This is a genomic window from Paenibacillus qinlingensis (assembly GCF_031455095.1).
Taxonomy (GTDB): domain Bacteria; phylum Bacillota; class Bacilli; order Paenibacillales; family NBRC-103111; genus Paenibacillus_E; species Paenibacillus_E qinlingensis_A.
Genome location: NZ_JAVDSB010000002.1, coordinates 278,233 through 304,247, shown reverse-complemented (window position 1 = coordinate 304,247; position 26,015 = coordinate 278,233). Strand labels below are relative to the sequence as shown.

20 protein-coding genes are annotated in these 26,015 nt (G+C 45.6%); 14 read left to right on the top strand and 6 right to left on the bottom strand.

Annotation, left to right across the window (positions count from 1 at the left end):
* Positions 1–63 precede the first annotated feature (63 nt).
* From J2736_RS09245 to J2736_RS09235, 3 genes are read left to right on the top strand one after another with little or no spacing between them, the layout of a single operon-like run.
* Positions 64–2,394 carry a xanthine dehydrogenase family protein molybdopterin-binding subunit gene (locus J2736_RS09245; protein WP_310225730.1) on the top strand — a complete coding sequence of 777 codons (2,331 nt, stop codon included), beginning with the start codon at positions 64–66 and terminating at the stop codon, positions 2,392–2,394.
* Positions 2,381–3,220 (top strand): FAD binding domain-containing protein, encoded by an 840-nt coding sequence (locus tag J2736_RS09240; RefSeq protein WP_310225728.1) that lies wholly within the window; start codon positions 2,381–2,383, stop codon positions 3,218–3,220. The genes J2736_RS09245 and J2736_RS09240 overlap by 14 nt, the downstream gene beginning before the upstream one ends.
* A gap of 2 nt (positions 3,221–3,222) precedes the next feature.
* A complete protein-coding gene (locus J2736_RS09235) occupies positions 3,223–3,720 on the top strand; it encodes a (2Fe-2S)-binding protein (protein ID WP_310225726.1) in 498 nt (165 codons plus the stop codon).
* Positions 3,721–3,725: 5 nt separating this feature from the next.
* Here J2736_RS09235 and J2736_RS09230 read toward each other — a convergent pair whose 3' ends face one another.
* Positions 3,726–4,571, bottom strand: coding sequence for an RMD1 family protein (locus J2736_RS09230; RefSeq protein WP_310225723.1), 846 nt, complete (start codon positions 4,569–4,571; stop codon positions 3,726–3,728).
* Between the two features lie 415 nt (positions 4,572–4,986).
* Between J2736_RS09230 and J2736_RS09225 the strand changes: the two genes are divergently transcribed.
* The 5 genes from J2736_RS09225 to J2736_RS09205 are packed head-to-tail and all read left to right on the top strand — an operon-like array spanning position 4,987 to position 10,475.
* A complete protein-coding gene (locus J2736_RS09225; RefSeq protein WP_310225722.1) occupies positions 4,987–5,622 on the top strand; it encodes a hypothetical protein in 636 nt (211 codons plus the stop codon).
* A 12-nt stretch (positions 5,623–5,634) separates the two neighbouring features.
* Entirely contained in the window at positions 5,635–6,792 is a 1,158-nt protein-coding gene (locus tag J2736_RS09220) for a glycosyltransferase family 4 protein (RefSeq protein WP_310225721.1), read from the top strand.
* Positions 6,789–7,775 carry an aminoglycoside phosphotransferase family protein gene (locus tag J2736_RS09215; RefSeq protein WP_310225719.1) on the top strand — a complete coding sequence of 329 codons (987 nt, stop codon included), beginning with the start codon at positions 6,789–6,791 and terminating at the stop codon, positions 7,773–7,775. Before J2736_RS09220 ends, J2736_RS09215 begins: the two co-directional genes overlap by 4 nt.
* A complete protein-coding gene (locus tag J2736_RS09210) occupies positions 7,775–9,706 on the top strand; it encodes a hypothetical protein (RefSeq protein WP_310225717.1) in 1,932 nt (643 codons plus the stop codon). The genes J2736_RS09215 and J2736_RS09210 overlap by 1 nt, the downstream gene beginning before the upstream one ends.
* On the top strand, positions 9,696–10,475 hold the full coding sequence (locus J2736_RS09205; RefSeq protein WP_310225715.1) for a HipA family kinase: 780 nt from the start codon (positions 9,696–9,698) through the stop codon (positions 10,473–10,475). The genes J2736_RS09210 and J2736_RS09205 overlap by 11 nt, the downstream gene beginning before the upstream one ends.
* A gap of 96 nt (positions 10,476–10,571) precedes the next feature.
* On the opposite strand, the gene J2736_RS09200 is transcribed toward J2736_RS09205, so the two are convergent.
* The 5 genes from J2736_RS09200 to J2736_RS09180 all read right to left on the bottom strand — a co-directional run bounded on the left by J2736_RS09200 (position 10,572) and on the right by J2736_RS09180 (position 15,546).
* Positions 10,572–11,210, bottom strand: coding sequence for a hypothetical protein (locus J2736_RS09200; RefSeq protein ID WP_310225713.1), 639 nt, complete (start codon positions 11,208–11,210; stop codon positions 10,572–10,574).
* A 169-nt stretch (positions 11,211–11,379) separates the two neighbouring features.
* Positions 11,380–11,928, bottom strand: coding sequence for a pyridoxamine 5'-phosphate oxidase family protein (locus tag J2736_RS09195; protein WP_310225711.1), 549 nt, complete (start codon positions 11,926–11,928; stop codon positions 11,380–11,382).
* A gap of 15 nt (positions 11,929–11,943) precedes the next feature.
* Positions 11,944–13,035 (bottom strand): Ger(x)C family spore germination protein, encoded by a 1,092-nt coding sequence (locus J2736_RS09190; RefSeq protein ID WP_310225709.1) that lies wholly within the window; start codon positions 13,033–13,035, stop codon positions 11,944–11,946.
* Positions 13,025–14,143, bottom strand: coding sequence for a GerAB/ArcD/ProY family transporter (locus J2736_RS09185; protein ID WP_310225707.1), 1,119 nt, complete (start codon positions 14,141–14,143; stop codon positions 13,025–13,027). The genes J2736_RS09190 and J2736_RS09185 overlap by 11 nt, the downstream gene beginning before the upstream one ends.
* 2 nt (positions 14,144–14,145) lie before the next feature.
* On the bottom strand, positions 14,146–15,546 hold the full coding sequence (locus J2736_RS09180; protein ID WP_310225706.1) for a spore germination protein: 1,401 nt from the start codon (positions 15,544–15,546) through the stop codon (positions 14,146–14,148).
* 222 nt (positions 15,547–15,768) lie between these two features.
* On the opposite strand from J2736_RS09180, the gene J2736_RS09175 reads away from it, so the two are divergent.
* From J2736_RS09175 to J2736_RS09150, 6 genes are all read left to right on the top strand, one after another.
* Positions 15,769–17,268 carry an ABC transporter substrate-binding protein gene (locus tag J2736_RS09175; RefSeq protein WP_310225704.1) on the top strand — a complete coding sequence of 500 codons (1,500 nt, stop codon included), beginning with the start codon at positions 15,769–15,771 and terminating at the stop codon, positions 17,266–17,268.
* Between the two features lie 275 nt (positions 17,269–17,543).
* Positions 17,544–18,461, top strand: coding sequence for an ABC transporter permease (locus J2736_RS09170; RefSeq protein ID WP_310225702.1), 918 nt, complete (start codon positions 17,544–17,546; stop codon positions 18,459–18,461).
* A 13-nt stretch (positions 18,462–18,474) separates the two neighbouring features.
* Complete coding sequence (locus tag J2736_RS09165) at positions 18,475–19,377, top strand: carbohydrate ABC transporter permease (protein ID WP_310225700.1); 903 nt, start codon at positions 18,475–18,477, stop codon at positions 19,375–19,377.
* A gap of 118 nt (positions 19,378–19,495) precedes the next feature.
* Positions 19,496–21,022, top strand: coding sequence for an ABC transporter substrate-binding protein (locus J2736_RS09160; RefSeq protein ID WP_310225698.1), 1,527 nt, complete (start codon positions 19,496–19,498; stop codon positions 21,020–21,022).
* A gap of 138 nt (positions 21,023–21,160) precedes the next feature.
* Positions 21,161–22,147, top strand: a complete 987-nt coding sequence (locus J2736_RS09155) for a hydroxyacid dehydrogenase (protein WP_310225696.1) — start codon at positions 21,161–21,163, stop codon at positions 22,145–22,147.
* A gap of 212 nt (positions 22,148–22,359) precedes the next feature.
* Entirely contained in the window at positions 22,360–25,866 is a 3,507-nt protein-coding gene (locus tag J2736_RS09150) for a right-handed parallel beta-helix repeat-containing protein (protein WP_310225694.1), read from the top strand.
* Positions 25,867–26,015 lie beyond the last annotated feature (149 nt).

Below are 26,015 nucleotides of genomic sequence, written 5' to 3'. Positions count from 1 at the left end.
TATAGGACGACCCTTTTCCATATAAGATGTACAATGACGATTGGAAAAAGGGGGGAGTGAGACTTGACCGTCATTGGCAAAGCGATTCCACGAGTCGAATCCAAAGATAAAGTGACAGGCGTTGCTCGATATACGAATGATAGGCAGTCTCCTAGTCACTTGCATGGCTGGCTGGTGACAAGTCCCCATGCCCATGCCCGAATTCAATATATCGACTACGCTGCAGCCCTGCAAGTAACGGGTGTTCATGCTGTTGTAACGGGGGATGATCACTCCGTGCTTGTCGGTACCGTACTGTTCGATCGACCACCGATAGCACAAGGGAAAGTCAGGTATTACGGCGAGCCCTATGCAGTCGTCGTTGCGGATAACGAACAGATTGCCAAGGAAGCAGCAAGGCTGATTCGAACTGGTTTCGAGCCGCTGCCTGTCGTTAATTCTCCTAGTAGCGCGCTGCGGACAGGAGCACCATTAATTCATGAGAACTTATCCAGCTATCATAAGACAAATGATGTTCATCCTGTACCAGGGACGAATATTGGAAATCACGTGAAAATTAGAAAAGGTGACATGCAAGCCGGCTGGGCATTAAGCGAAGTCACGGTTGAAGGCAGTTACGCCTTCAATACGTCAGATCACTGCGCGATGGAACCGCGATGTGCCATTGTAGAAGCGAAGCCAGACGGTACGGTAGAAATTGAAACGTCAACGCAAGACCCTTTCACGATGAAGCGATTGTTTCAGCGCTTTTTTGGGATAGACCAATCGAAAGTCATTGTTCGCGTACCGCTGGTCGGGGGTGCTTTCGGGGGGAAAGGATCCGTCCAACTCGAATATATCGGTTATTTGGCATCACTTGCCTGCGGCGGCCGTCCGGTCAAGCTGAACAATACCCGCGAGAGCGATATGATCGGATCGCCGAGCCATATCGGATTGGAAGCGCAAGTAAAGCTCGGCGCTACTCGTGACGGGCGGCTAACTGCGGCAGAGATCACACTTTTGTTTGACAATGGTGGCTATACGGATGTAGGTGCTATCGTTACGGAATCTGCAGCCGTGGATTGTACAGGGCCATACCGAATTGACAATGTTCATTGTGACGCACTCAGCGTGTATACGAACCATCCCTATGCAACCGCGTTTCGAGGGTTCGGGCACTCCGAAGTGCTCTATTGTACAGAGCGAGCGATGGATATGTTGGCGAAAAAGCTGCAAATGGATCCCTTAGAACTAAGGGATCGCAATGCTATTCAACCGGGGGACACTACTCCGACGCAAACGTTACTGAGCCGTAGCAGTGTTGGCGATCTAAGGCAATGCATTCGCAAGTTGAAAGAGCTCATGCAGTGGGAAGATGCGCATCGCGTGCCGCAAGATCCCTATAAAGTTATAGCCACAGGGGTCTCGTGCATTTGGAAAGTGTCCGGTTCGATGATCGACCTAGGATCAGGCGCTACCATCACGTTCAATCACGACGGGTCGCTTAACCTGAGTGTTGGCGCTGTCGAAATCGGTCAAGGGAATCGAACGGCCATGGCTCAGCTTGCAGCGGAGAGAATGAATATGCCGGTCCATCAGATTCATATCAAAATGGATATTGATACCCAAATCACGCCTGAGCATTGGAAGACGGTTGCAAGCAGCTCCACGATGATGGTTGGCCGGGCTGTTCTTGATGCAGCAGATGATGCAATCGCACAGCTGAAGCACAACGCTTCGATCGTTCTAAAGAAGCCTACGGAAGAGCTTGTGGTTGGCGGTGGAAACGTATATGTGAAAAATGAGCCCAGTGTTTATCTAGAGATACGAACGCTCGTTAGTGGATATATGTATCCGGATGGCAGTGCTTCTGGAAATTTGGTGATCGGTCGCGGAAGATATCGTGTGCATCATCTGAAGTCGCTGGATCCGCAGACGGGGAAGGGAATTCCTGGTCAACAATGGACGGTAAGCGCACAAGCGGTTGTCGTTGAGTTCGATTCGAGGGAGTGTACATACCGGATCTTGAAAGCAGTCTCGGTCATTGACGCGGGTAAAGTGATCAACGCTGGGACGGCCCATGGGCAAGTCGTAGGCGGAATGAATATGGGTTTGAGCTTCGCGACACGTGAGGCGTTCCTGTTCAACCATGCAGGTGTCGTACTGAATCCTCAGTTGCGGAGTTATAAAATAACCCGATTTGGCGATCAGCCCGAATATCTAGTTGATTTCGTCGAGACGCCTTTTATCGATGGCCCTTACGGTGCTCGAGGCATAGCGGAGAATGGAACGATCGGTATGCCAGGCGCTCTGGCGAACGCACTCTCGATCGCAGCGGGGGTTGAGCTGAATCAGCTGCCGCTTACACCTGAGTATATATGGCGCGTAAGGGGGTCTGTACGTGATCTCTTTTGATTTCGAGTATGAATTGCCATCTACGGTGGAAGAAGCCATTCAGGCGTTTCAGCGCGCTGACTCATTGGGACTGGATCCGATTTATTACTCCGGAGGCACAGAGATTATAACGAGGGCCCGCCTAAATCAGCTTCGAACAGGGGCAGTGATCGATGTAAAGGGCATTCCTGAATCCAATGTGCTGCTGCATAAAGAGGGGCAATGGATCGTCGGGGCGGCACGGACACTTACGGAGCTCGCCGGTGACAATTCTTTTCCACTGCTCACCGAGACCGTTCATCATTTGGCAGATCAGACAAACCGTAACAAAATAACGATTGGAGGCCATTTGTGCGGAACGTTATTTTATCGGGAGGCTCTGCTGCCCTTCTTACTCACAGACAGCGAAGTTGTTCTTGCAAGTCCCAATGGGGCTCGGCAGGCATCGATTCACTCCGTCTTCAACGGAGGACTCCGGTTAGAGCGAGGGGAAATGCTAATCCAGATCATCACCGATCGAAAGTATCTGGATCAACCGACGTTCACTGTGAAGCGTACCAAAATAGCTTACATCGATTACCCAATCGTTCGCATTTGCGCGATGAACACGGGAGGCTGGATGCGGTTCGCCTTCAGTGGCGTCAGCGCAGTGCCCTTTCGCTCACAACAGATCGATGAGCGGCTGAACGATGCGTCACTTTCTCCTGAAATGCGAATCGATCAGATCATCCGAAACTGGCCGTTCCCCGTTCTCAACGATATACTCGCTTCAGCCGATTATCGCAGATTCGTGCTTCGCAATTCTTTATCAGATTCATTAGCTGCACTGGAACGGAGAGGAGGTTGACGATGCAAGCTCGAGGTAGTGGAAAGAGAGAAGTCGAGCTCACAGTCAATGGGAAAAGGCACCAATTGACCATTCGTTCAGCGGATACGCTGCTGCGCGTGTTGCGGGAAAGTCTTGGACTTACCGGCGCTAAAGCTGGATGCGAGAATGGGGATTGCGGCGCGTGCACTGTACTGGTCAATGGGACGCCAATCAAGTCCTGCTTTATGCTTGCCGTTGAAGCTCCTGGCAGCAAGGTGACAACAATCGAAGGCTTAGGCGGAGAAACGGCCGTGCAGCAAGCGTTTATAGAAACGTTTGCTTTTCAATGCGGATTTTGTACATCGGGATTTATTATGGTTTGTCATGCCCTGCTGCAATCTAAGCCAGATGCGGATGAGGATGAGATTCGGGGCTGGCTGCAGTCCAATCTGTGCCGCTGTACCAGTTACGAAGAGATTCAGAGAGCTGTCCAAGTTGCGAAGGCGGGACTGGAGCAACGCGGGGAACAGCGTGTTTAATCTATTCAATGTGAAGATGGAAGCCAACCGATAATTTGCAATACTGTTAACACAACCTCGATGACGATAAGAATCACAACAATCCATTCAACAAAAAGTCCTCGTATCGAATGACTAATCGTCGAAAAGCCTTCTAAGATATGATAGAGAATATCAGTTTTACTTTTTAATATAGTATAACGATCATTTAACTCAAAAAATACGATCATCTCCTCGTAAAATTGGCTTGCTGAGCTATGTGTCCATGTCAACTCAGGTTTATCCAAAATCATGATATAGGCTAACGTGTTATACTCGTGGCGAACAATCTTGGCAGTCGTTTTTGCCAATTCTTTGTTGCCAACGCGAAGCTTTCCTTTTTCCAGCCGGTCTATGATGACTTCGAGGTTATCTTGAATCTTCCCGAGCTGCTCCTCACTCCTCTCAAGTGCCACTGATTTGGCGAGAACCGTAGCAATGATTTCAGGAAAGAAGAACTCATACTCCGCAACGACCACATATTCATCCGTTAATGTCATACTATCGGTTTCTTCGATATGCAGACTATAATCATCTGTGAATTTATCCGCTCTTTCGAGTGCGATATCGGTCTCAAATGATTGAATAAACTTCAATAAAGCCTTGATTTCATCCTGATGTGTCAAATTCACGAAGACAACACTGCCAAAGGAAAAGACCAGCACTTGTTGTAGTTCATCTATTTCCTTGTGATAGATTTTTTGAAGAACTTTATTACTGAGAATTAAAGGTTGTTCCCATGTGTATTTTTTGGGAATACCGCAATGAATAGCAATTTTGTTCAGATCGATTTCATTGGTAATAGCCAACGCCTTAAACGTAATGTCTTTCATTGTTCACCACTCATTTATCTCATAGTTATACTCGATATTATTAGCAGTTAATGGAAGGAATACTCATGTAACTTTACAGAATATTGTCCAACCAAAGTCCATACGCCAGTATGGGCTTTTTCGTGTATCTTTCTATCTATGCATTATTAATATTTTGTAAAGATAGGATAGGAATGGACTGATAGATTAATAGATTAGCCGTTCCTTAATAATTTCTTAATCATACTTTAGATTATCAGGGTAAGACAGGCAGAAAAGGTTCTGTTTATCGTGTGAATTTATTCGTTTAGGGGGGAATACGGGAGTTCTTTTTTTATTTAGTTTTAAAAAATGACAATAAAGGTTTAGAGTGGGAAAACTATTAATTAAACGATTAATCTATTAAACAGAGGAAAGGATGATAGACATGTTTTCAATGATGAATGAGTTGAGAAAGCTTATGGAGGCAAGTGTGACTAGGAAGATTAAATCTATCAAAGTGGATCGAGTGGATCCTACTGAAGAATTAACTGTAGATAACCCAACAGACCTGACACTGATCGGTATTGGCAAAAAAAGTGTAACCTTTCACTTGGATGAAACACGTATCGTTAAGATTTATGCCAAGGAAGGCAGAGCAGAGGAGGAATACAATCTGCTTCATAAAGGAGCTGTCTACGGCATTACGCCAAAGGTTTACTTATTTGGCCCGACCTTCTTGGTGTTGGAATCCCTGAAGACTCCGAACCTGCTCAGCTACATGGAGATGAACGGACTTTCACAGGAATTTACAAGCCGTCTGTTGCGGTTGCTAAGCGTCTCTAAAGAATTGGGATGGGGATCTGGTCATGCACCTGAAGACATTTATGTCATGCCGGACGGGACCCTAAAGGTTGTCAATATCAGTGATAAAGCTGTCTCTGCGGATTATCCCCCTAAGAAGCTGTTGAAAGGGTTGGGGACGTGGACTGGTGTGTTTCTCCAACACCTGGAGGTACTGAATCCCGAGTTGCACCAACAATGGATCAATCATCCTGAGTCGCAAAAATACGTTACAAAGACATCGCTTTAGGAGGGATTCTCGATGAAAATTGCTATGATCGCTTGGGAGTTCCCTCCGCAATTTTCAGGAGGACTGGGTGTACACTGCCAATCGCTGGTTGAGGAGCTGGTCAAACAAGCGGTATGTATTGATTTTTATCTCCCGACTGACAGGGATACGGTATTTCATATCCCGGAGGGGATGGTTATGCACCGGTTGGATATTGGTCAGCAATCATCCGCTTATTCGGAAGGAGATAATAGGGTTTGGGCGAGTATTCACGCGTTCCGAGACCGGCTTGAGGAGGTTTTTCAACCGCAGGGAGTGGATGTCATTCATGCACATGATTGGATGGGCGTTTTTGCAGCGATGCGTCTCCAAGAACTGTACGGAATTCCCCTAATTTGGACCGTTCACTCTACAGAGTATGACCGAGCGGCAGGCTTGCCCCCTCACCCCGGAATTTTAGCTATTGAGCATGAGGCGTTTCAAGCAGCAACACATACCATCACTGTTTCTGCCCGTACGAAAGAAAGTTTGGTGCAGAGATACGGTGCTGACCCGAGCACAGTCTCCGTGATTTATAACGGTATTCATGCCTTCTCCTTTCAAAGCTTGGCAGCAGATCGGGATTACGGAACATCAGAAGGGTATGTGTTATTTTTAGGAAGAGTGACTGGGCAAAAGGGACCTAGTGATTTTCTGAAGGCGGCACGTATGATTCTCGCTGAAAGAGAGACACGCTTTATGATCGCAGGGGATGGCAACTTGCTCGGGCCACTGCGTCGGCAAGCGCACCGCTGGAAAATCGATGAACATATAACCTTCACAGGCACTGTTAAAGGAGAACAGCTACAGAAATGCTATAAGGATGCCCAGGTTTATGTGCTTCCGTCTATATCGGAGCCGTTTGGAATTACTGTGCTAGAGGCGATGGCCTCGGGGGTTCCGACAATTATCACAACGACGACAGGAGCTAGTGAAATCGTTCAAAACGTATGCCGCGTGGAACCGGGTAACCCGAAACAATTGGCTAAAGCCATCCTTACCTTGTTAGATGATCCCGCCATGCAGCAGTCTTTAGCTCGAAGGGGAGTTCAAGAAATACAGCGCTTTTCATGGAAATCGATAGCCGACCAAACCATTCTGCTCTATTCGCAGTGGTGTGCTCAGGCTGATAGAAAGGAGCCTTACCAATGAAAGAGGAATATCCCATTCTCCCTATGGAGGAAATGATTGCCGCTTATGAAGCGGATTTTATCGATGAACCGAGGCATGTCCTATCGTTCACTTTAGTAGCGTGCATGCCCAAAATGAAAAAATGGATTCTGGAATATGCAGTAACGTACAGCAAACAGAATGGTGAGGAAGTCCAGGAAGCGGTCATAGGGAAAATATTTTCGGACCCGGAGAAAGGGATGGCGGGCTACTATTTAATGCGGCATCTTTGGGCAAACGGAATGAATGATGAAGTTGACTATACGATTGTACGCCCTATTGCCTATCTTCAATCCTATAATCTGCTGCTGATGTCCAAAGCGCCTGGGAAAATCATAAGGGATTGGATGTATGAAACGGACCAAGCTGTTGAGGCAGCTTACCAAGTGGCTATCTGGTTAAAGCAACTGCACGGAGTCCCGCTTATGCCAATCAAGCAGCTCAGAAGGACGAGGGCGGATGTAGATTTTACCCGTTTAATCACAGAGTTGACGAAAGTCGTTCCTGAAAAGGAGGCAGCTTTCCAATCGCTTGTTAATCAGTTGATGCTCCATCCAGTAACGGCTAGTAGAGATAACTTATCCATGCTGCACGGGGATTTTCATATCAAAAATGTTTTTTGGGACGAGCATAAGGTGACGGCCATTGATTTTGACCACCACTTTATTGGAGATCCGGCTTGGGATGTCGCTTATCATGCCTGCCAAATTCAGTTGAGCGCATTTTATAAGAAGGGTGATTTCCATTTCTTTCAGCCGGCCGTGAACATGTTGATGGATACTTACCTTACCGGGATTCCGGAATCGGAACATGCGTCCTTCCTGATACGCTTATGTCAATGCCGTTCCCGCTCTTTGTTTGAAAGTCTCCATTATGAACTATGCGTATGTAAGACCGGAGCCTTGGATATCGTTGATCCATTCCTTCAAGAATGTGAGCTATCTTTGCAGGGAAGTGCTTTCTGATGAGGCCCGCCAGAATTCCGGTTGCGATTGTCCATCATGCGAACCAGTATTTGATAACCAATGGCTATGTGAATCGTCCTGGTATCGGGGAAACGATCGGACCAACGGACGGATCGTCGGGACTGCGTGCCATACTAGAACTTCACAGCAAATATGACATTCCGTTTCACCTTCATATCAGCGGTACATTAATTGAAACCTGTGCATGGTTTGATCCACTTTTTCTGGAAGAAATCTCCGATTTATGGAGGGCTGGATTGGTGGAACTGATAGGTTCAACCTACGCGCAAAATATCATGACGCTGTTCAGTCAAGACTTTAACCGATTTCAATTGGAAGAAGAATTGCGGTTATATCAAGCATGGCTAGGTGTAAGTACGTCAGATGTAAAGGGATTCTGGATACCTGAGAGGGTATGGGACACGGAACGCCTTGCTGAAACTGTAAGGAATGCAAGCCTTTGTAACGGTGGGTACCGATATGTTTTGGCTGATGACCGTTTGTTCCTGCAAGGGGATGAGCGCGCCAGCTTCGACGAACAACGCCGTTTCGATCCAAGCTTATACAAGCCATATGTGGTGAAAGACACTAGCGGTTTAATTGCTCTGCCTATTTCTACGGAGATGAGACTGAATATGCCTTTCCAAAGTAGGTTAAATGAAGAAAAGCTAGATCAATTAATGAATGAATTGCAGCAGGAGGTTGACCGTGGGGAGGATGTTATCGCCATCTACGGTGATGATATGGAAAAGGCAGCGGGAATTCCTCCTATGTGGGATCCCCAATCTATTCAGCATTACGAGTTGTTTTTGAAGTGGCTGACAAATAGACAGGATGTCGTATCGGTTTTACTTGGAGACTGGCTCAACAAGCGTACGGATTGGCCATCTCGCTCCGTTGGCCCGGGCACGTATATGGAGCTCGCAGGGATATTCGGTGCTGGAGAGGATTATTCCGGTTGGGCAGGTTCGTCCGCTTGGGCTCCGTATCAGCAAATGATTGAAAAAGCGTGGGAGAGTGTGTTCACGTTTGCCAAAGGGCAGGCTGCACCATGCTTGCTCATCGATCTGGCTATTAAGCATTTGCTTGCCTCCGCTTATGAAACGGGCTGGCACGATCCGGGCGTATCATGGGAGGATGCCTCTCCAGCGCCATGGGCACGCGCACTTGCAAGTCACGCTCGCGCTGCTTATGTATTACTGAAGGCGGCAGAATGGCAGCAGGATACAGATAGCGAGGGACTTTTGAAGCTGGAGGTACAGGATATTGACGAGGACGGACACGAAGAAGTCATATTGCGCAACCAAGATTTAGCTGTGGTCATTAGTCCTACGTACGGTGGGCGGATTCTCTATGCTTTTTCGTTCAAAGAGCAGGCGGGACGCATGTTTATAGGCAATCCAACGGACGATTGGAACTTGCTTGAAGAGCTGAACGGTTTTATGGATACGCCTATGAATCATCCAGGAGCACTAGCGGATTATGGGTACGAGCATGATGTGTATGAAATCGAAAGTAGTACTTCTCCAGAAGACTTCCAGGCCGAGTTAGTACTTGTGAATAGAGGGGTCAACAGCCCTGCGTATGGTTTAAAGAAACGGTTCCTGTTAAACAAGAATGAAAGCCGAATCCGTATCCGATATGAGCAGATTCCTCCTGCCATATTGCCACTTTCACTCGATATTGGGATGTCTACCGACTACCTTCGACTTATACGGGAGGGCCGTGCTTCCTTAGATTCCTATACAGAAGGGGGGAAACGGGGGATTCGAGCCGGTAACCTGTTTGCTTGGGTCTATCCAACAACTTCAGGTGTCAAATGGCATATTCCCCGGTCCCCCGTTTTCGGCCACGGTATCTGTATCGGATTAACGCTGACACATTTCGAAGGATCATTTGACATGGGAGTTGATTGCGGGTATGGATCTTAATTTAGTTCCTGTTCAACATATAAGCTGTATGCCGGAAGGATACTCGAAGCCCCAATTGATTCAGTTTAGCGATGGCATGAGCTATGTAGTTAAATTCAAAAATAACCCAACCGGAACAAGGGTGTTGGTTAATGAATATGTGGCGGCAAGCTTAGGGCAGCTTCTTTCTCTGCCAGTAATCCCGTTTCAAGTTGTCTCTGTTTCCAATGACTTTATTAAAGCCATACCTGAAATGGTTAAAAGTAAATTTAAATCCGGCAGTCAGTTCGCTAGCCAGTATATCGAGGGCAGCACGTATCTTACCCCAGATTTTTTTAAAATAGGCAGCTTTCGGATCCACAATCAGGACATACTTGCCGGTGTGATTTTATTTGATCTCTGGCTCAGTAATACGGATCGGAAAGAAAAAAATACACTGTTAAAGCCGCTTGGTGCCAATGAACACTACTTTTACATGATGGATCATGGACGATGCTTTGCTGATTCGAATTGGACTATAAAAACGCTCAAAAACACGAAGATGAATTTGAATCTAAAGGTTCACCAATGGTGTTACTCTCTTTTAAAAGATAGGAATGCGTTAAATGATTATTTGGTGCGGATCTTGTCTTTGTCTGATGAAACGATTAAGCAAGTTGTGTTCTCGATTCCTCAGGATTGGGATGTGTCAGTTGCGGAGAGAGAAGCTTTGTTATCGCATCTCATCAACACAAGAAATAAATTGCCTGACCTCTTAGTGAAATTCAAAAAATTATGCGGTTCTTCTTAATTGAAAAATACTCGTTCTATGCTACTTACGTCGCGTAAAACGAGTATTTTTAGTTTGTATGATTAGTTCAAAAGCAAGGAGGTAAGGAAGATTGCGTTAGTCGTTGTCGTTCGAAGCTTCGCTTTTTTCTTTAATCATAGTCATGACTTGCTCAAAATCTGGTTGACTCACCCAAAGATCGTACCATTGGGGACTGATCTCACGCACATAGTCGATAAATTCCGGAGCGTATTGTCCCATATCCGAAATCAGCTTTTGCGCGAAATAAACCGGAGTCGGTTTAATCACGTGGACGACATCGATGATTTTCATAGTCTCATCCGGCATCATAAAAATATGCCGCGCCGAGTGGTCAAATCGGTTGTATCCGACTTCCTCAAACGTCTCCAACAGTTTAATAATTTTTGCAGCTAATGAGCGAGTCATTGCATTTTGCTGCAAATAATCATACAAGCTTGGAACAGTTAAATAGTCCATCACAATAAAATCACTGCCCCAGAAATGCACCTTTGGACAAATACCTGCTTGTCCACCTAGCATTAAGTTGCGCAGTTCTTGCTGACAGCTTTCTTCACGGTAATATACTTTTACACAACGATGCTCATCAATTTGAAAAACAGCGCCTTGCTTGCCTTTACCAATTAAACGGTAGCCTGACGGATTATCGATGTTAACAACCGTCTCGCTTTTTCGTACTCGAATTTGATTCAATTTGTGCAGCATGTCTTCTTCCATCTATGATCCCTCCTCTCTACTTATGATATGAACGCAACGAAGTACTAGGAAAGGCTTTTAACTACTAGATTACGCCTTTTTTAGATATTGGTAGTGTGAAATAAAAGGTGCAATCACTTCTTATTGGGAAGTGATTGCACCTTTGGAATTACCGAGACAATAATCTACATTACCCTCGGTCGTTCTGAACGGTTCTGCCTTCATAGAACATACGATCAGGGATTTCTACTTTCTCTTTGGCTGCCAAGGAGGCCGCGCTTAATTTATAGATCGCGGTTTTACTACCTAACGGAGAAACGTAGCGATCCAAATGAGTTCGCCCCAGCGGCTTATCATAATAGCCTGGTACATACTTGTCCAACATGACCTGCATAGCTGCTGTCGCTTCATCTAAATCGGTTACGCGTTCCAAGTTGCCTTCGATGATAACACTCATAAAGGCAGTATCTGTTTTAGCGGGTACCGGACTCGTAATCGTTCCGTAATTTTCGCTTATGGTGAAACAGGCGCGAGGGTTTTGCTCGATATATGTGATTTTTCTTCCTTCCTCAGCCCCATGAAAATAAATAGCGTTGTTTAGAAATGAGAAATTAAGTGGAATGACATAGGGCACATCTTCGGAAGATAGGCCAAGAAATCCAATGTCGGCTTGTTTAAGAAAGTTTTGGATTTTATCGTCATCCGTAGAGCTTCGTTTCACATTACGTAGTGGAAACATCGTAGCCATCGCCTTTCACTTTGATTTTCCAATATTAACAAGATCAACTTTTGCTTTTACAGTTATCGGTAAGTTGGGGTAAATCATATTCCAGTTCATATGGGTCCACTTTTCATAGGATGAATGATTGCGTACCACCTTTCCTATGCCGATAGGATCTGTCTGATAGTTTTGTAATTTGGTTAACAGTTTTTGTGAACTAGTTATTAGATATTTTTCAACCTGTGTTTCGAGTTCTTTTTGATACTTCTCTTGACTTAAATCCATGGTACCAGTGTATTCAAGGACGCTCCCTTTTACATCTAATCGGATTTCAACCGACATATTTCCTGAATTCATGTTCTTATCATTTTTAGAATGAACGCTATTTAACAAAAGCTGAAAATGGTCCCCTATCTCTTCCATATTAATCATTAATCTGCCATGTTTGATGTTACCTAATAGTAAATTAAGGATCTGTGTTTCACTTAAGGATAGGTGCGTAATATAGTGATCTTTTTTAAAAATACCCAATCCTTTTAATTCAAAGTTGTCGCCTTCAGATGAAAAGACAGGCAGTACCGGATCAATGCCATCGTCATAATAATCTCTTAAAAAACGATATTGATTTGTAGTTAAAGCTTTATTTAGTTTGCCGGCTTTATCCAAGAACGTGTAAAGATATTCCGCATTATCTTCGACAGAGCGTAACTTTTTTTTAAGCAATTTTCCTGCATTTCCCTCGACAATAGCAAATTTAACGCGCGTACCGATTTCAGGATCCCTTGTAAATGATTTCACAACAGAAATAAGACCTTTTTTCAAAAGTTCCTCACCAAAAAGAATTGTACCCTGTCCACCGACTAGTTTTAAATTAGTTAAATTTTGAATTTTAAGGAAAGTATCATGAACGGATTTACCATTAGCAGTAAGCGTCATGGTATCGACCTTTCCTTCTTTCGTAACCGTGGGGAAAAGGACTGTTGTAGTAAGGGGATTGTCAGCACTTTCCGACAAATCGTAAGCACCAGCTTCTAGTATGGCTAAGTCTTCAATAATATTCTTCTCTGCACAACCTGTTAGTAACAAACAGCATAGTCCGATCCCTACAAGTCTTTTATTTTGCATGTTCTGTCTCCCTAGGCATCCTTTTTTTAAGAATTTGGATAGACAAGTTGCCCAATACGAATAGAGGCAATGCCCAAGCAATTCCGATTGAACAATTACTCAATAGGGTCAACCATTTTTTAACATCCAACATCGAATCAGGAAGCAATGCAAGTATAAATCCCATTGTTACAATGATTATTATCCAAACCGTAGGTTTTACACTCTTCATCATATTCCCCAAAAATTGCTGAGCTCCCCAATAATAGATGATAGCTGTCGAAAGTACCTTAAAGGAAAAAACACAAAAACAAAGATTTTCGGCACGTGAAAGGAAAGAAACTTCCGTATATTCAAACAAGGTCATAACGGGGTATAGATCATTTAAGATTTGATTGAAGCTAAAAAAGCCAAAGCACATAAAGGAGACAAGTAAATTGGTGAATGTTGAGAGGAAATTGCCAATAAAGAGAGTTTTGGTCCATTTATTTTCTACGATAGGAAAAAAAAGCATGGAGACTTCAATACCTAAAAAAGCGGAATAAACTTGAAGGGTCCCCTTAAAAAAATCGGTTCCACCTTTAAAAAAGAAAGGTGTGAAACGTGCGAATTCAAATTCTGGTGTCAAATAAAAGAGTAAAAAGATCATTGGAATCACGAAGAAAAATAAAACCACAATGGCTTTAACAATATGGTGAAATCCACCTCGTAAGAGTTGAAAACTAAGTAGGCTAAAGAAGATGACAAAAAATATGGCAGGTAATGTTGGATAAAACATTAATTTCATGATGAAGATATATTCCCTCATTATCATGCTGGCCATTCCAATCCAAACACCGATGATAAACAAATAGAAGGGGACCATGACCCATCGGGGAACTGTTACTTCAATGATTTCAAAAATGGATCTTCCTTTGCCCAGCTTATAACTTATTGCAATCAACCCAATATTCATATTCACAAGTATGAAAATGAAAATAAGACTTAACCAGCCATTCGTGCCAAAATACTGGGCAGTTAATCGCGGTAACGTATACAAGACAAGGCTATTTTGGATGCTATAGATGAATATAGACAGTTGAAGGGGATGGAGCCGTGCTTTCATATTCTCACCATTCATTCCTCTCATTTTCACGGTTGCCCCTTTTTATGTTTAAAAAAAAGTTTTCTAGCCATACGGTCCATCCAATTTTTGAAGAAGGCAGGAGAATCAAGATTGATATAAGGTGAGGATACGTTTCTTATTCCGGTTAAGTGGATAACGACAATTCCTAACGCGAAAAAAATACCGATATTGCCCAGGGCGCCTGCCATTACAATAAATAGGAACCGAACGATTCTTACGGAAGAACTCATCATATAACTTGGTACGATGAATGAGGCTATGGCTGATACAGAAACAACAATGATTAAGATATTACTGGTAACTCCAGCTTCAACAGCTGCTTGGCCGATGACAATTCCGCCTACCACGCCAATTGTTTGACCAATTTTTGTAGGCAGTCTCGCGCCCGCCTCTCTTAAAAGCTCAATGACGATTTCTAAAAACATAGCTTCAACGAAAGGAGGAAAAGGGACTCTACTTCTAGATTGCATAAGGCTTTGTAGAAGGGATTGCGGAATCATTTCGTAATGAAACGTGCATATAGAGACATAAAAAGCTGTGAGTATTAAGGTAATAAACAAAGCAAAGTATCGTAGAATCCTAACCGCTGTACCAATAGACCAACGCTGATTATAATCATCAGATGACTCGAAAAAATCAAAGAAAGTGGAAGGTGTACAAAAAATGTTGGGGCTATCATCGACAAGTCCAATTACCTTTCCGGCATAAAGTTTTGTCACCGCAATGTCTGGCCTTTCCGTGGTATAAAATTGAGGGAAAGGTGAGCTTTTATGATCATCTAACTTTTGAACCAATACATTGGAGTCCGTTATGGAATCAACTTTAATGGATTGAATTCTTTCTTGAAGTTGATTGACAACATCCATGTTTGCAAGACCCTCAATATAGATGAGTAGAACTTTCGTTCTGGATAGTTCCCCGACAGATAACGTAATCATTTTTAAGCGAGAACTTCTGACCCTTCTTCTTATCAACGATACATTTGTTTTTAATGCTTCATTAAAGGAGTCATGTGGCCCACTGATGACAGTTTCTGTTTCAGATTGTGATAGGGCACGTTCCTCGAATCCAGACACATTGATTAAATACGTATTCTCCTCAGTGAACAATGTCACATTACCGTCTAATATGCCTTGGACAACTTCCTCTTGATTCGTTACAGGTTTAAAAAGTGATTGTTGTACCGACCTTTCGAAATCAGTAAATGACAGTTCTCGTAAGGGTGAAAGGATTTCCCACTCTAATGTGTTGGCGTCTACCAATGAATTTAAATAGATAATATGAGTATCATTGTGATGAAATGAACGGTGAACAAGGTCGAAACTACCCTCTAATGTTGCAAGAGTCTTTTCAATATTAACTTCTTTCCTTGTTTTCTCATGGGACGGTTTTATAATGGTTTTCAACTTATTTCCCTTCCTTTAATACCAACATATCTATAATATGGATTAAAAATCCAAAGAATATGTATGTGGATACGACTGGAAGCTGCTCCCTGTTTATGCGAATATAAAGAGAAGCGGAGCAAGTGTCAGTTGTTTACCTCGAAACTGTTTATGCCTCTTTAGATAATAAGATATAATAGGGGTAGTGAACGGAAGATCGAAGTGGGAGAGGGGAGAATGGCCATGAACAAGATAAACGTTGGGATAATCCGGGGCGAGGTTCTAGGTCATCGTTTTATGTTGTTTGCTGTTCTGAGCTTAGTTGTGTTCTTGATGTTTGTCGCGAGCGGCTGCACGAAGTTACAGCAAGAAGGTGGCGGAGGCGGCACTGAGGTGGATGAGCTGATCTGGTATTATCCGCAGAATAAGGCCAGTACCGACTTACATCTCGTGAATGCCGAAGTCAATAGGCTGATCAAGGATAAAATCCATGCAAGTGTCAAGCTGCAGCCCGTCGATTTCGCGAACTACGAGCAGAAATTGAATACGCTCGTAGCGGCAAGCGATCCCATGGATATTGTCTGGACCTCGAACTGGCTGTTCTCGTGGGACGCCAATGCCAGAAAGGGCGTATTCCAGCCGCTGGACGAGTTGTTGCAGCGCTATGGACAGAAACTTCGCGCATCGATGTCTCCGCGATTCTGGAATGACGGTAAGCTAGATGGCAAGCAGCTTGCCGTGCCGAACTACCAAATTGCCGCTATGCGCCCGAGCTTGGTCATTCAGAAGCGGTTCGTCGATAAATACAAGCTCAATCTAAGTGCGATCCGTAAAATCGACGATATCGAACCTTTCTTAAAGCAGCTGAAAGAAGGTGAGCCGGGCATTATCCCTTTCGGTACGACAAGAGGCTTCTTTATGAACCACATCTATGGCATCGACTGGCGTGTGTCCGTTTATCAGGGCGATGCGAACCACCGAGTACTTCCTGATGTTACACCGGAAATGAGACAAAACTTTGCTTTGGCCCACTCCTGGTACGACAAAGGATATATTAATCAGGACGCCGCTACACTGAAGAACGCTGCGGACGTCTACAATAAGGGCAACACGGCTGTTTGGTTCGATTTTACGGGGAAGCCGGGTTCCGAAGCGGAGTTTAAGGCCGGCGGCGGCGGCTTCGACGTCGTGCTAGTTCCCCTGGCGAAGCCGTCATTCAACGGAGCAGTCAGCTCGATGAACGCGATCAGCCGGACGTCGAAGCATCCAGAGAAAGCGATGCAGCTGCTCGAGCTGGTGAACACCGATAAGCAGTTGTACAATACGCTTGTTTATGGGATTGAAGGAAAACACTATAAGCGAGGTGACGGAAACTACGTCAAGCTGAATGTGGATTCTGGGTACTTCACGAACACGGATTGGGTATTCGGCAACATCCGTAACGAATATTTGCCAGAGGGAGCGCCAGCGGATAAGATCGAACAGACTGTTCGCATCAACGAAGAGGCGGAGGTATCCCCTTACTACGACTTTGTGTTCCGAACCGATGACTTGAAGGCGGAACTTGCCAATGTGAAAGCTGTCAATGACGAGTATTATGCAGCGCTCGCCACTGGAACGGTCGATCCCGCGAAGTTTATGCTGATCTATGAAGAGAAGCTGAAAAGGGCCGGCAGTGAAGTAATCAGGGCTGAGAAACAAAGGCAGCTTGACGACTGGCTGAAAGCGAAAGGGACGAAATAACCGCAAGCAAGCATATCCAAATAAAGGCTGAGAACGACAGTGCGATCACACTGTGCGGTTCTCGGCCTTTTTTGGCGTATGCACGAGGTAACCCCTGCCCAAGCCCACGGAGTATACAAGGCCTGCTCGAACTTCAGTTAGTAAAATGCAGATCGTTTACTCAAAGTGGCGATAAAAGTACAGTTTTTGCACTGTTTTATAGGTGTTATTTCAGATAAATTGATCTCAGGCAGCAAGCCAAGCAAATCGCTTACAGGCAAGGAGGAAGACATCTTATGAAGCGCAAGAAGGCATTCCGGTTTTTTGGCAGGAACATCGAACTGTTTACGCTCTCGCTTCCCGCAGTCATCTATATTTTTATCATGGCGTACATACCAATGTTCGGGGTCGTCATAGCTTTCAAAAATTATAAGTATGACAAGGGCATTTTGGGAAGTGATTGGGTTGGATTCAAAAACTTCGAGTTTCTGTTTACAAGCGAAACCGCATTTCGAATCACCCGCAACACGGTCTTGTATAACCTGGGTTATATGTTACTTACGACGATTGCAGCACTCACCGTAGCCATTCTTCTCAATGAAATTGCAAAAAAGTGGCTTAAAATTTATCAGACATCGTTGATATTGCCCTTTTTTCTCTCATGGGTCGTTATGAGCTACATTACTCAGGCGTTTCTTGATCATGAAAATGGATTTATCAACAGCTTGCTAGCGTCAGCAGGCATGGAAAAGATTTCGTGGTACTTCGAATCCCAATATTGGCCCTACATTCTAAACATTGTGCATTTGTGGAAAGCGATCGGTTTTTCGGCGATGGTGTACTACGCTGGTATTCTCGGGATTGATGGAGAGTTGTATGAAGCGGCGCGAATAGACGGCGCTAAGCGGATGCAGATGGTAACGAATATTACGATCCCGCAGCTGACTCCGCTCATTATTATCCTGTTAATCCTCAGTATCGGGAATATGTTCCGAGGCGACTTCGGCTTACATTTTTTCATCCCGAACAACATCGGGGCGACGTATTCGACTACGGATATTATCGATACGTACATCTATCGGGCGCTCAGTGAACTTGCGGACGTTAGTATGGCATCAGCCGTAGGTTTGTACCAGTCGTTTGTCGGTTTTGTTCTCGTAGTCAGCGCCAATTTAATCGTTAGACGAATTAATGAGGACAATTCTCTGTTCTAAGGAGGGAACAATTGTGGTAGTCCAACAGTCCAAAGCGGTATGGAGCCAACTCATCATACATACCATATTCATTTTGCTCACGATCGCAATGCTGGTTCCATTTGCCCTCGTAATCGTAATCTCGTTTTCTGATGAACAGTCGATTCTGCATCAAGGCTTCCGCCTTATTCCGGATCAGTTCAGCGTTGCAGCGTACCATTACTTTCTAAAAACGCCGGAAACGATCCTACGTGCCTACGGTGTGACAATTATCGTCGCTGTCATTGGCACATGCATTAGTCTAATTCTAACCTCTACGATGGGCTATGTGCTGTCGAGGCGGGATTATGGTCTGCAGCGAGCAACATCATTCTATGTGTTTTTCACCATGCTGTTCAACGGTGGTCTTGTGCCGTTCTACATTATGATGACCCAGATCTTACATATAAAAGATTCCATATGGGCACTTATCGTGCCTGGTTTACTCAGTCCATTTTACGTATTGATTATGAAGGGTTTCATGGCCAAAATCCCGACCGAAATTATTGAGTCGGCGAAAGTGGAGGGAGCGCGTGAATGGCGAATTTACACGGCACTGATCCTACCGCTCTCGAAGCCCGCACTCGCTACATTGGGATTGTTTATCATGTTTAACTATTGGAATGAATGGTTCAACGCACTTTTGTTTATCAACAACGAGAAACTGGTTCCGCTTCAGTTGCTGCTCGTGAGGACCATCAACACACTTGACTTCATCACATCGCGTCCCGAGTTCGCCACAGCGATGGTTACGCTGGGTGCTGATATGGCAGATTTTCCGAAGACGGCTTCTAAATTTGCAGTAGCTGTTCTATCCGCTGGTCCGATGTTGTTGGTATTCCCGTTCTTTCAACGGTTTTTCGTTAAGGGACTAACGATTGGCGCTATTAAAGGTTAAGTTGCAAGCCTCGGATGGGGAAAGTTAGAAAGGAGGGGAAACAAAGGTGTAGGAATCGGCTTTTTCACATCCGCTTTCATAAATAAGCTTGATAATTAGATTAAGGGAGGTTTTTTCATTGAAAAAGATTATAAATACACGGTTTCAGTGGATGTCCACACTCGCAGTTAGTTCCGCGCTTGCCCTTGCCGTAACTGCATGCGGCAGTAGTACAGACAACACTAGCACGCCTTCCCCATCGAGCTCTACAGCACCTGCTGCATCTGCAACGGCAGCCCCTAAAAAGCTTGACCCAGTCGAACTGACTTGGTACTACCCACAGAACAAAGCTAATCCAGATTTACAACTGGTGAATGATGCTGTTAATAAGATTACGCAAGAGAAAATTAATGCAACAATCAAGTTGATGCCGATTGACTTCGGTACGTATGAGCAGAAGATGAACACGATTGTAGCTGCTAACGAAGTAACGGATATTATCTGGACGTCGAACTGGTCGTTTAAATTTGAACAAAATCAGAAGAAAGGTGTATTCCAGCCAATCGATGATTTGTTGAAGAATCAAGGCCAGAAGCTTTACAAATCATTAGAAGAGAAATTCTGGAATGATGCGAAGTTAGACGGCAAAATCTATGCGGTACCCAACTATCAAATCTCCGCACAACGTTTAGGAGTGGTCATACAGAAGCGTTTTGTAGATAAATACAAATTGGATGTTAACACGATTAAGAAAATGGAAGACCTCGAGCCATTCCTGAAACAGATCAAGGATAACGAGCCTGGAATCACACCTTTCGGGACCCAAAAAGGATGGTATCAAGGTGCTCTCTACAACATTGATACGAAGGGTAATGTTTACAAAAACGATCCAACGTTCAAAACCCTACCAGAAGTGACAACTGAAATGAAAGCCCAATTCAAACTGGCGAACTCCTGGTTCACGAAAGGTTACATTAATAAAGATGCTGCAACACTAAAAAGTGCAGCAGACGCTTACAACAAAGGCACAACAGCAGTCTGGTTCGATTTTACTGGCAAGCCAGGCTCTGAGGTTGAGTTCAAAGCAACAGCAGGTGGAAATGACGTCGTGCTCGTACCACTGGCTAAAGCAACCTTTACCGGTGCAGCTAGCACAATGAACGCGATCTCCCGTACTTCCAAAAATCCAGAGAGAGCTATGATGTTCTTGGAACTGGTTAATACCGATAAGCAATTGTATAACACGCTTGTATACGGTATTGAAGGCAAGCATTACACGAAAACGACAGGCAATTTCATCAAAATCAACCAAGAAGCAGGCTACTTCACGAACACGGACTGGATCTTCGGCAGCATCATCAACGAGTATTTGCCAGAAGGCTCACCAGCTGACAAGCTAGAGCAAACGGCGAAGGTTAATGCGGAAGCTGAAGTTTCCCAGCTTAATGGATTTGTCTTCAATTCGGAACCAGTCAAGACAGAAACAGCGAACGTCAAAGCAGTACAAGATGAGTATTTACAGGGTCTAGCGACGGGTACTCTCGATACGGATAAGTACTTGCCGATCTATGAAGAGAAGCTGCAGAAAGCTGGCGCCGATAAAATCGTAGCTGAGCGTCAAAAACAACTTGATGCATGGTTAGTGGCGAACGGCAAGAAGAAATAAGCTAGGCTAACAAATGTATGAATTACCTGGGCTATCTCCCTAAAACAGCAATGTTTTTCTGGAATAGCCCAGGTTTTTACACATATGAAAGTTAAGGTTTTCGGTTTCCGAGAACAGAGAGAATGAGGAGGATTTGAAGTGAAGATTGTCCTACTGCAAAGAAAAGACTTGCGTGAACGCGTATTTAGCTCTGAACAATTAGCTCAGCTTCGCGAAATTGGTGAAGTTGTACTTAATGAAGAAAATGTAAACCCAACGGAGGAGCACGCACGTGCACTCATTGCCGATGCAGATGTTGTTATCACGTCATGGGGCTGCTGTGCTTTAACGGAACGTGTGCTTGAGAGCGCACCGAATTTAAAGCTCGTTCTCCATGCGGCAGGCACGGTTAAGCCTATCGTGACCGATGCGCTGTGGCAGCGCGGGGTCCGTGTATCCAACGCGACGGAAGCGCTTGGCCAAGGGGTAGCTGAGACAGCACTCGGCTTTACGATTGTGTCGCTGAAAGACATGTGGCGACTCAGCCGGGAGACAGCGGCTGGCGGTTGGGGCGACGGTTCACGCGTGCGTGAAGTGTATGGACTTACCGTCGGAGTTGTGGGAGCAGGACGTGCGGGCTCTCATTATATTAAACTGCTTCGCCAGTTTGATGTAAGGATCGCACTGTACGATCCATTCGTCTCCGAAGAGCGAGCTAGGGAGATGGGTGCTCAGAAGCTTGAGCTTGAGGACTTGCTGCGTCAGAGCGACGTCATTTCGATTCATTTGCCATCGCTGCCTGAGACGAATCACATGTTTAACGCTGAACGACTAGCACTGATGAAAGACGACTGCGTGCTTATCAATACAGCCCGCGGTTCAGTAATTGATGAGGAAGCTCTTGCAGCAGAATTAAGCAAGGGAAGATTGTTCGCTTGTCTCGATGTCACGGATCCAGAACCACCGCAAGTGGACCATCCGTTTCGTAATCTGCCGAACGTGATTCTAACCCCGCATATTGCTGGCGCCGTTAATAACGGGATGGGCCGCATCGCGAAATCGGTAGTGAACGACCTACGAGCTTTTCTCGACGGTCGCCCTCTAAGTGGCGAAGTTCGAGCAGAACAGATGCATTTGTTGGCATAAATTACGTGCTGACAACTACATAAATGGAAAAATGGTATCTATTTCTGGAAATAATCCTTCTCTTTAGGATTTTTGCTAAGTAGATACCAGGATTCCGTCAAATTCTGCAGAATACGTTGCAGGGTTTTTAATTTATTAAACAGAAAGGAGAGTACACAAAAAAGACTACACACAGTTCGTATCGATTATGGATTATAAAAGGAGGCTAACTAATGAAAGTAAAGTCTTTATGCCGCTTAAGTCTAATCGCTACAATGAGTTTTGCCATGGTGATGGGAGGATTGCCAGCAGGTCCGGTTTCGGCAGCGGGAGTTACTTACTACGTGTCGCAAGCCGCAGGAGCCAGTGATAGTGCGCCTAATGACGGAAGTTCGACGAAACCGTACCGTACTATTCAGAAATGCGCCAGCATCGCAGGCCCAGGAGACACTTGCCTCATAGCCTCAGGTATATACCGTGAAACCATCACACCAACAAATAGCGGTACCTCTGGTTCGCCGATTACAATACAAGCAGCATCTGGCGCCAACGTCGTGGTTAGTGGTACCGATTTGATCACTGGAACGTGGGCATCCGCAGGAATCGCCGGTACACCGTCGGTGTACAAAGTGCCGTACACGAGGAGCTCGCTTTTAGATGAGACAGAGGAGCAGTTCTTTGTTGTTAATAAGGATGCAAACGGCTATCTGAACGGAGATCCGACCTTGCTTTGGGAGGCTCGCTGGCCTAACATTACAGCGTATAACTTAAACGCGTTAAAAGACAAGATGGCTTACATGGAATCAGCCACGAATATGACAACCTATTATACAGTTACAGATAGCACGTTGCCTAACATCAATTGGGTTGGAGCTTCGATCTGGGAGCGGGGAGGAGACGCCTACACCGGGCAAACTTCGACAATTACCGCTTTCAATAATGCGACAAAAACGCTTACAATGAATCCGGTCACAAACGACCAATCGTATTATTCGCCTCGGCAAGGAAGTACGTATTTCCTTTCTGGCGTATTGGGAGCGCTCGACGTGGCCAGCGAGTGGTATACGGATGCGACGCACCTTTACTTATGGGCTCCTTCTGGCGGCGTACCCGCTAATGTTGAAGCCAAAACGCGTCAAACCGCCTTCAATCTGAAAGGTAAATCCTATATCACGATCTCCGGCATTCGCACGATGGCGGCGAACATCTTGATGGGAACGGTCGGCAGCACACCGTCTACTTACAATGTGCTCGACAAAGTAAAAGCTGAGTATTTGTATTTCTCTGATTATAGCCATGGCACGTCGATCGAGAGTCAACGCGAACGGGGCATCAATATGGTAGGCGATTACAATGAGCTAAAAAACAGTACCATCGCCTATTCCACTGGCACGTTGGTTCATATCGCGGGCAAAGGCAATCGGGTCGTGAACAACAGTATCCATGACGGTAGTTTCATGGCCACGCACGATTCGCTCATCCGTTTATCTAGCGGAACCGAGAACGTGATCGACCATAATGAGATCCGCGATTCCGGGAGAGGACTGCTATCTATTTATGGAGGTAGCGGAGTGATCAGCTACAACGATATGAATCGGGGCATGAGGCTCTCCCGAGACGGCGGCCTGATCTACGCGTGGGGATCCGAGCTTGCTAACACTGAAATCCACCATAACTGGATTCACGACAGCAAAGGGGACGACACAAGTGTTGGCATCTATTTTGACAACTACACGGAGAACGCGATCATTCATCACAATGTCATCTATAACAACGATACGGGGATTCAGATGGGGGCGCCAGGTAATTTCAAGCTCGCCTACAACAACACCATCGTCAATAATGATAAGAGCATTGGGTTTCACGGTGCGGCTGGATATCCAGATGAGTTCTACGGCACACGCTTTTACAATAACATTATGACGGATAAGGCTTTTGCGATTGATTCGGATCGTAAGCTGTTTCCTACACCCGTCGCCCAGGGCTACAACACCATCTCGCCCGTTGGTCTGAACTTCGTAAACCCGGCAGGTGCCAACGGCAATGATTTCCGTCTGCAAACAGGCTCCACAGCGATTGACAGCGGGGCGGCGATTGCAGGCATTACCAGCACATATACTTGGGGCGGTACCGCACCTGACGCTGGGGCTTATGAGTTTGGTGGTGGGTCGAACAGTTCCAACTGGATTCCGTCTTACAATCACTCCAATTATCCGTCTTCACCGGCTTGGCAATTGATCGATACGCCGTACATGAACCGTATTAAGAATAGTGCCTTCGAGAAAGGGTTGAATGATTGGCTTCCTTGGGCAGCAACTGCAACAACAGTCGGCTCTGACACGCAATATGCCGTACCTGCGTCTCCAATGCCAGCTAAGCCGAATTGGATTAACCGGGGCAAGAATAATAAGCTGCGTCTTGGGGACGGAGCCAGCCCTGCGGGCGGATCGACGGCCGGCGATGGAGTAGAACAGTCGATCTCAGGACTTAAGCCGAATACGGCCTATACGTTCTCCGCTTGGGTCTACAACATCCCGACGGACCCAAATATAACGACACCTGTTTCGACAGAAACGATTTTACTAGGGGCGGAGAATTACGATGCAGCTGCATCGCCAATGCCGAAAGTGTCGGTAGCTTCGACCAGTGGGAAGTATGTCCGCCAAGAGTTGAATTTTACAACGGGATCGCTTACGGATTCGGGCGGAAACGCAATCAAACCACGCATACAAATTTTCAAGAACAAGTCATATGCCAACCATTTCTCCTTCGCTGACGACGCCGGCTTGATCGAATCTGCACCGTTCAATTCAGGGCTTAGCGACGGTACGAACCTGAAGGATGTGGCTTTCGTCGGTTCGCCAGCAACGAGCACGACAGCGGGAGCAACAGGAAGCTTGACCTTGAATGGCACGCTTCAGAACGGTAGTGCAGCTAGCTGGTCAGGAGCGACAATTACATTTGCTTCGAACGATCCTAGCGTTGTGAGTATCACCAGCTCCACCGGTGGAACGGTCAATTATACGGCGGCGGGGCCAGGTCAAACGACCGTGACCGCGATTGCACGTAAAGGGAATATCGCTAGAGCAACGAGCCAAATCGTCACTGTGTATCCGGTTGGCACACCTGCTGTGACGGACTTCACTGCCAAAGCATACGGAACGAATGCTAGCGGGTTTACGACGTTCAATAGCTCCACGAATACGTACACACTCGTCGGCAAAGGGGATAACATTTGGGGCACCTCTGACGACTTCGTCTTTCTGAATAAGTCGGTGCTTAACTCCAATACGGCAGGCAACAAGCTGACGCTGAAGGCGAATGTTGAGTTTAGCTCGTACGACCCGGCCTCCATCGGTCTTATGTTCCGGGAGCAAGACACTGCTGGTTCCGAGCATGCGGAGTTCCGTATGGATGGAGCAGGCGATATCCTCCGACTTGTGTTCCGGAATGCAGCTTCGGGATCAACTGATCTGATCAACCATTACAAAACTGGCGTGAAACTCATACCTGCTGCAACTGGTGTGGTGCCTCGCCTAATGCCGATCATGTTGACTAAGGAAGGGAACGTCGTGAAAGGGTATTATCTGGACGGCAACAATTACATTATGTTCGGCCAAACGACGGTCAACTTCCCGGACGGCGCCAACATTCTTGCGGGAATTGCGTTATACGCCAGCGCCGGGCGGCCTGATGCAAAGGCGGTCATAACGGATCTGCAGCTGACGCGTAATTACTAACCACAGGTCCTGTTACTCAGCGTACACCCTTCGGTTATCCGAGGGGTGTATCTATCTATGAAAAGGAAGTAAGCCTTCCATGTTGAATTATGTAAAGATCAGGCTAACCGTGGATTGAATGCCGGGGTGATTGGCACTGTAAGGGAACT

Excerpts from the sequence above, each read along its gene's own strand:
- J2736_RS09235 (WP_310225726.1), top strand. The coding sequence starts at position 3,223 with ATGCAAGCTCGAGGTAGTGGAAAGAGAGAAGTCGAGCTCACAGTCAAT.
- J2736_RS09230 (WP_310225723.1), bottom strand. The coding sequence starts at position 4,571 with ATGAAAGACATTACGTTTAAGGCGTTGGCTATTACCAATGAAATCGAT.
- J2736_RS09225 (WP_310225722.1), top strand. The coding sequence starts at position 4,987 with ATGATGAATGAGTTGAGAAAGCTTATGGAGGCAAGTGTGACTAGGAAG.
- J2736_RS09220 (WP_310225721.1), top strand. The coding sequence starts at position 5,635 with ATGAAAATTGCTATGATCGCTTGGGAGTTCCCTCCGCAATTTTCAGGA.
- J2736_RS09215 (WP_310225719.1), top strand. The coding sequence starts at position 6,789 with ATGAAAGAGGAATATCCCATTCTCCCTATGGAGGAAATGATTGCCGCT.
- J2736_RS09210 (WP_310225717.1), top strand. The coding sequence starts at position 7,775 with ATGAGGCCCGCCAGAATTCCGGTTGCGATTGTCCATCATGCGAACCAG.
- J2736_RS09205 (WP_310225715.1), top strand. The coding sequence starts at position 9,696 with ATGGATCTTAATTTAGTTCCTGTTCAACATATAAGCTGTATGCCGGAA.
- J2736_RS09200 (WP_310225713.1), bottom strand. The coding sequence starts at position 11,210 with ATGGAAGAAGACATGCTGCACAAATTGAATCAAATTCGAGTACGAAAA.
- J2736_RS09195 (WP_310225711.1), bottom strand. The coding sequence starts at position 11,928 with ATGTTTCCACTACGTAATGTGAAACGAAGCTCTACGGATGACGATAAA.
- J2736_RS09190 (WP_310225709.1), bottom strand. The coding sequence starts at position 13,035 with ATGCAAAATAAAAGACTTGTAGGGATCGGACTATGCTGTTTGTTACTA.
- J2736_RS09185 (WP_310225707.1), bottom strand. The coding sequence starts at position 14,143 with ATGAGAGGAATGAATGGTGAGAATATGAAAGCACGGCTCCATCCCCTT.
- J2736_RS09175 (WP_310225704.1), top strand. The coding sequence starts at position 15,769 with ATGAACAAGATAAACGTTGGGATAATCCGGGGCGAGGTTCTAGGTCAT.
- J2736_RS09170 (WP_310225702.1), top strand. The coding sequence starts at position 17,544 with ATGAAGCGCAAGAAGGCATTCCGGTTTTTTGGCAGGAACATCGAACTG.
- J2736_RS09150 (WP_310225694.1), top strand. The coding sequence starts at position 22,360 with ATGAAAGTAAAGTCTTTATGCCGCTTAAGTCTAATCGCTACAATGAGT.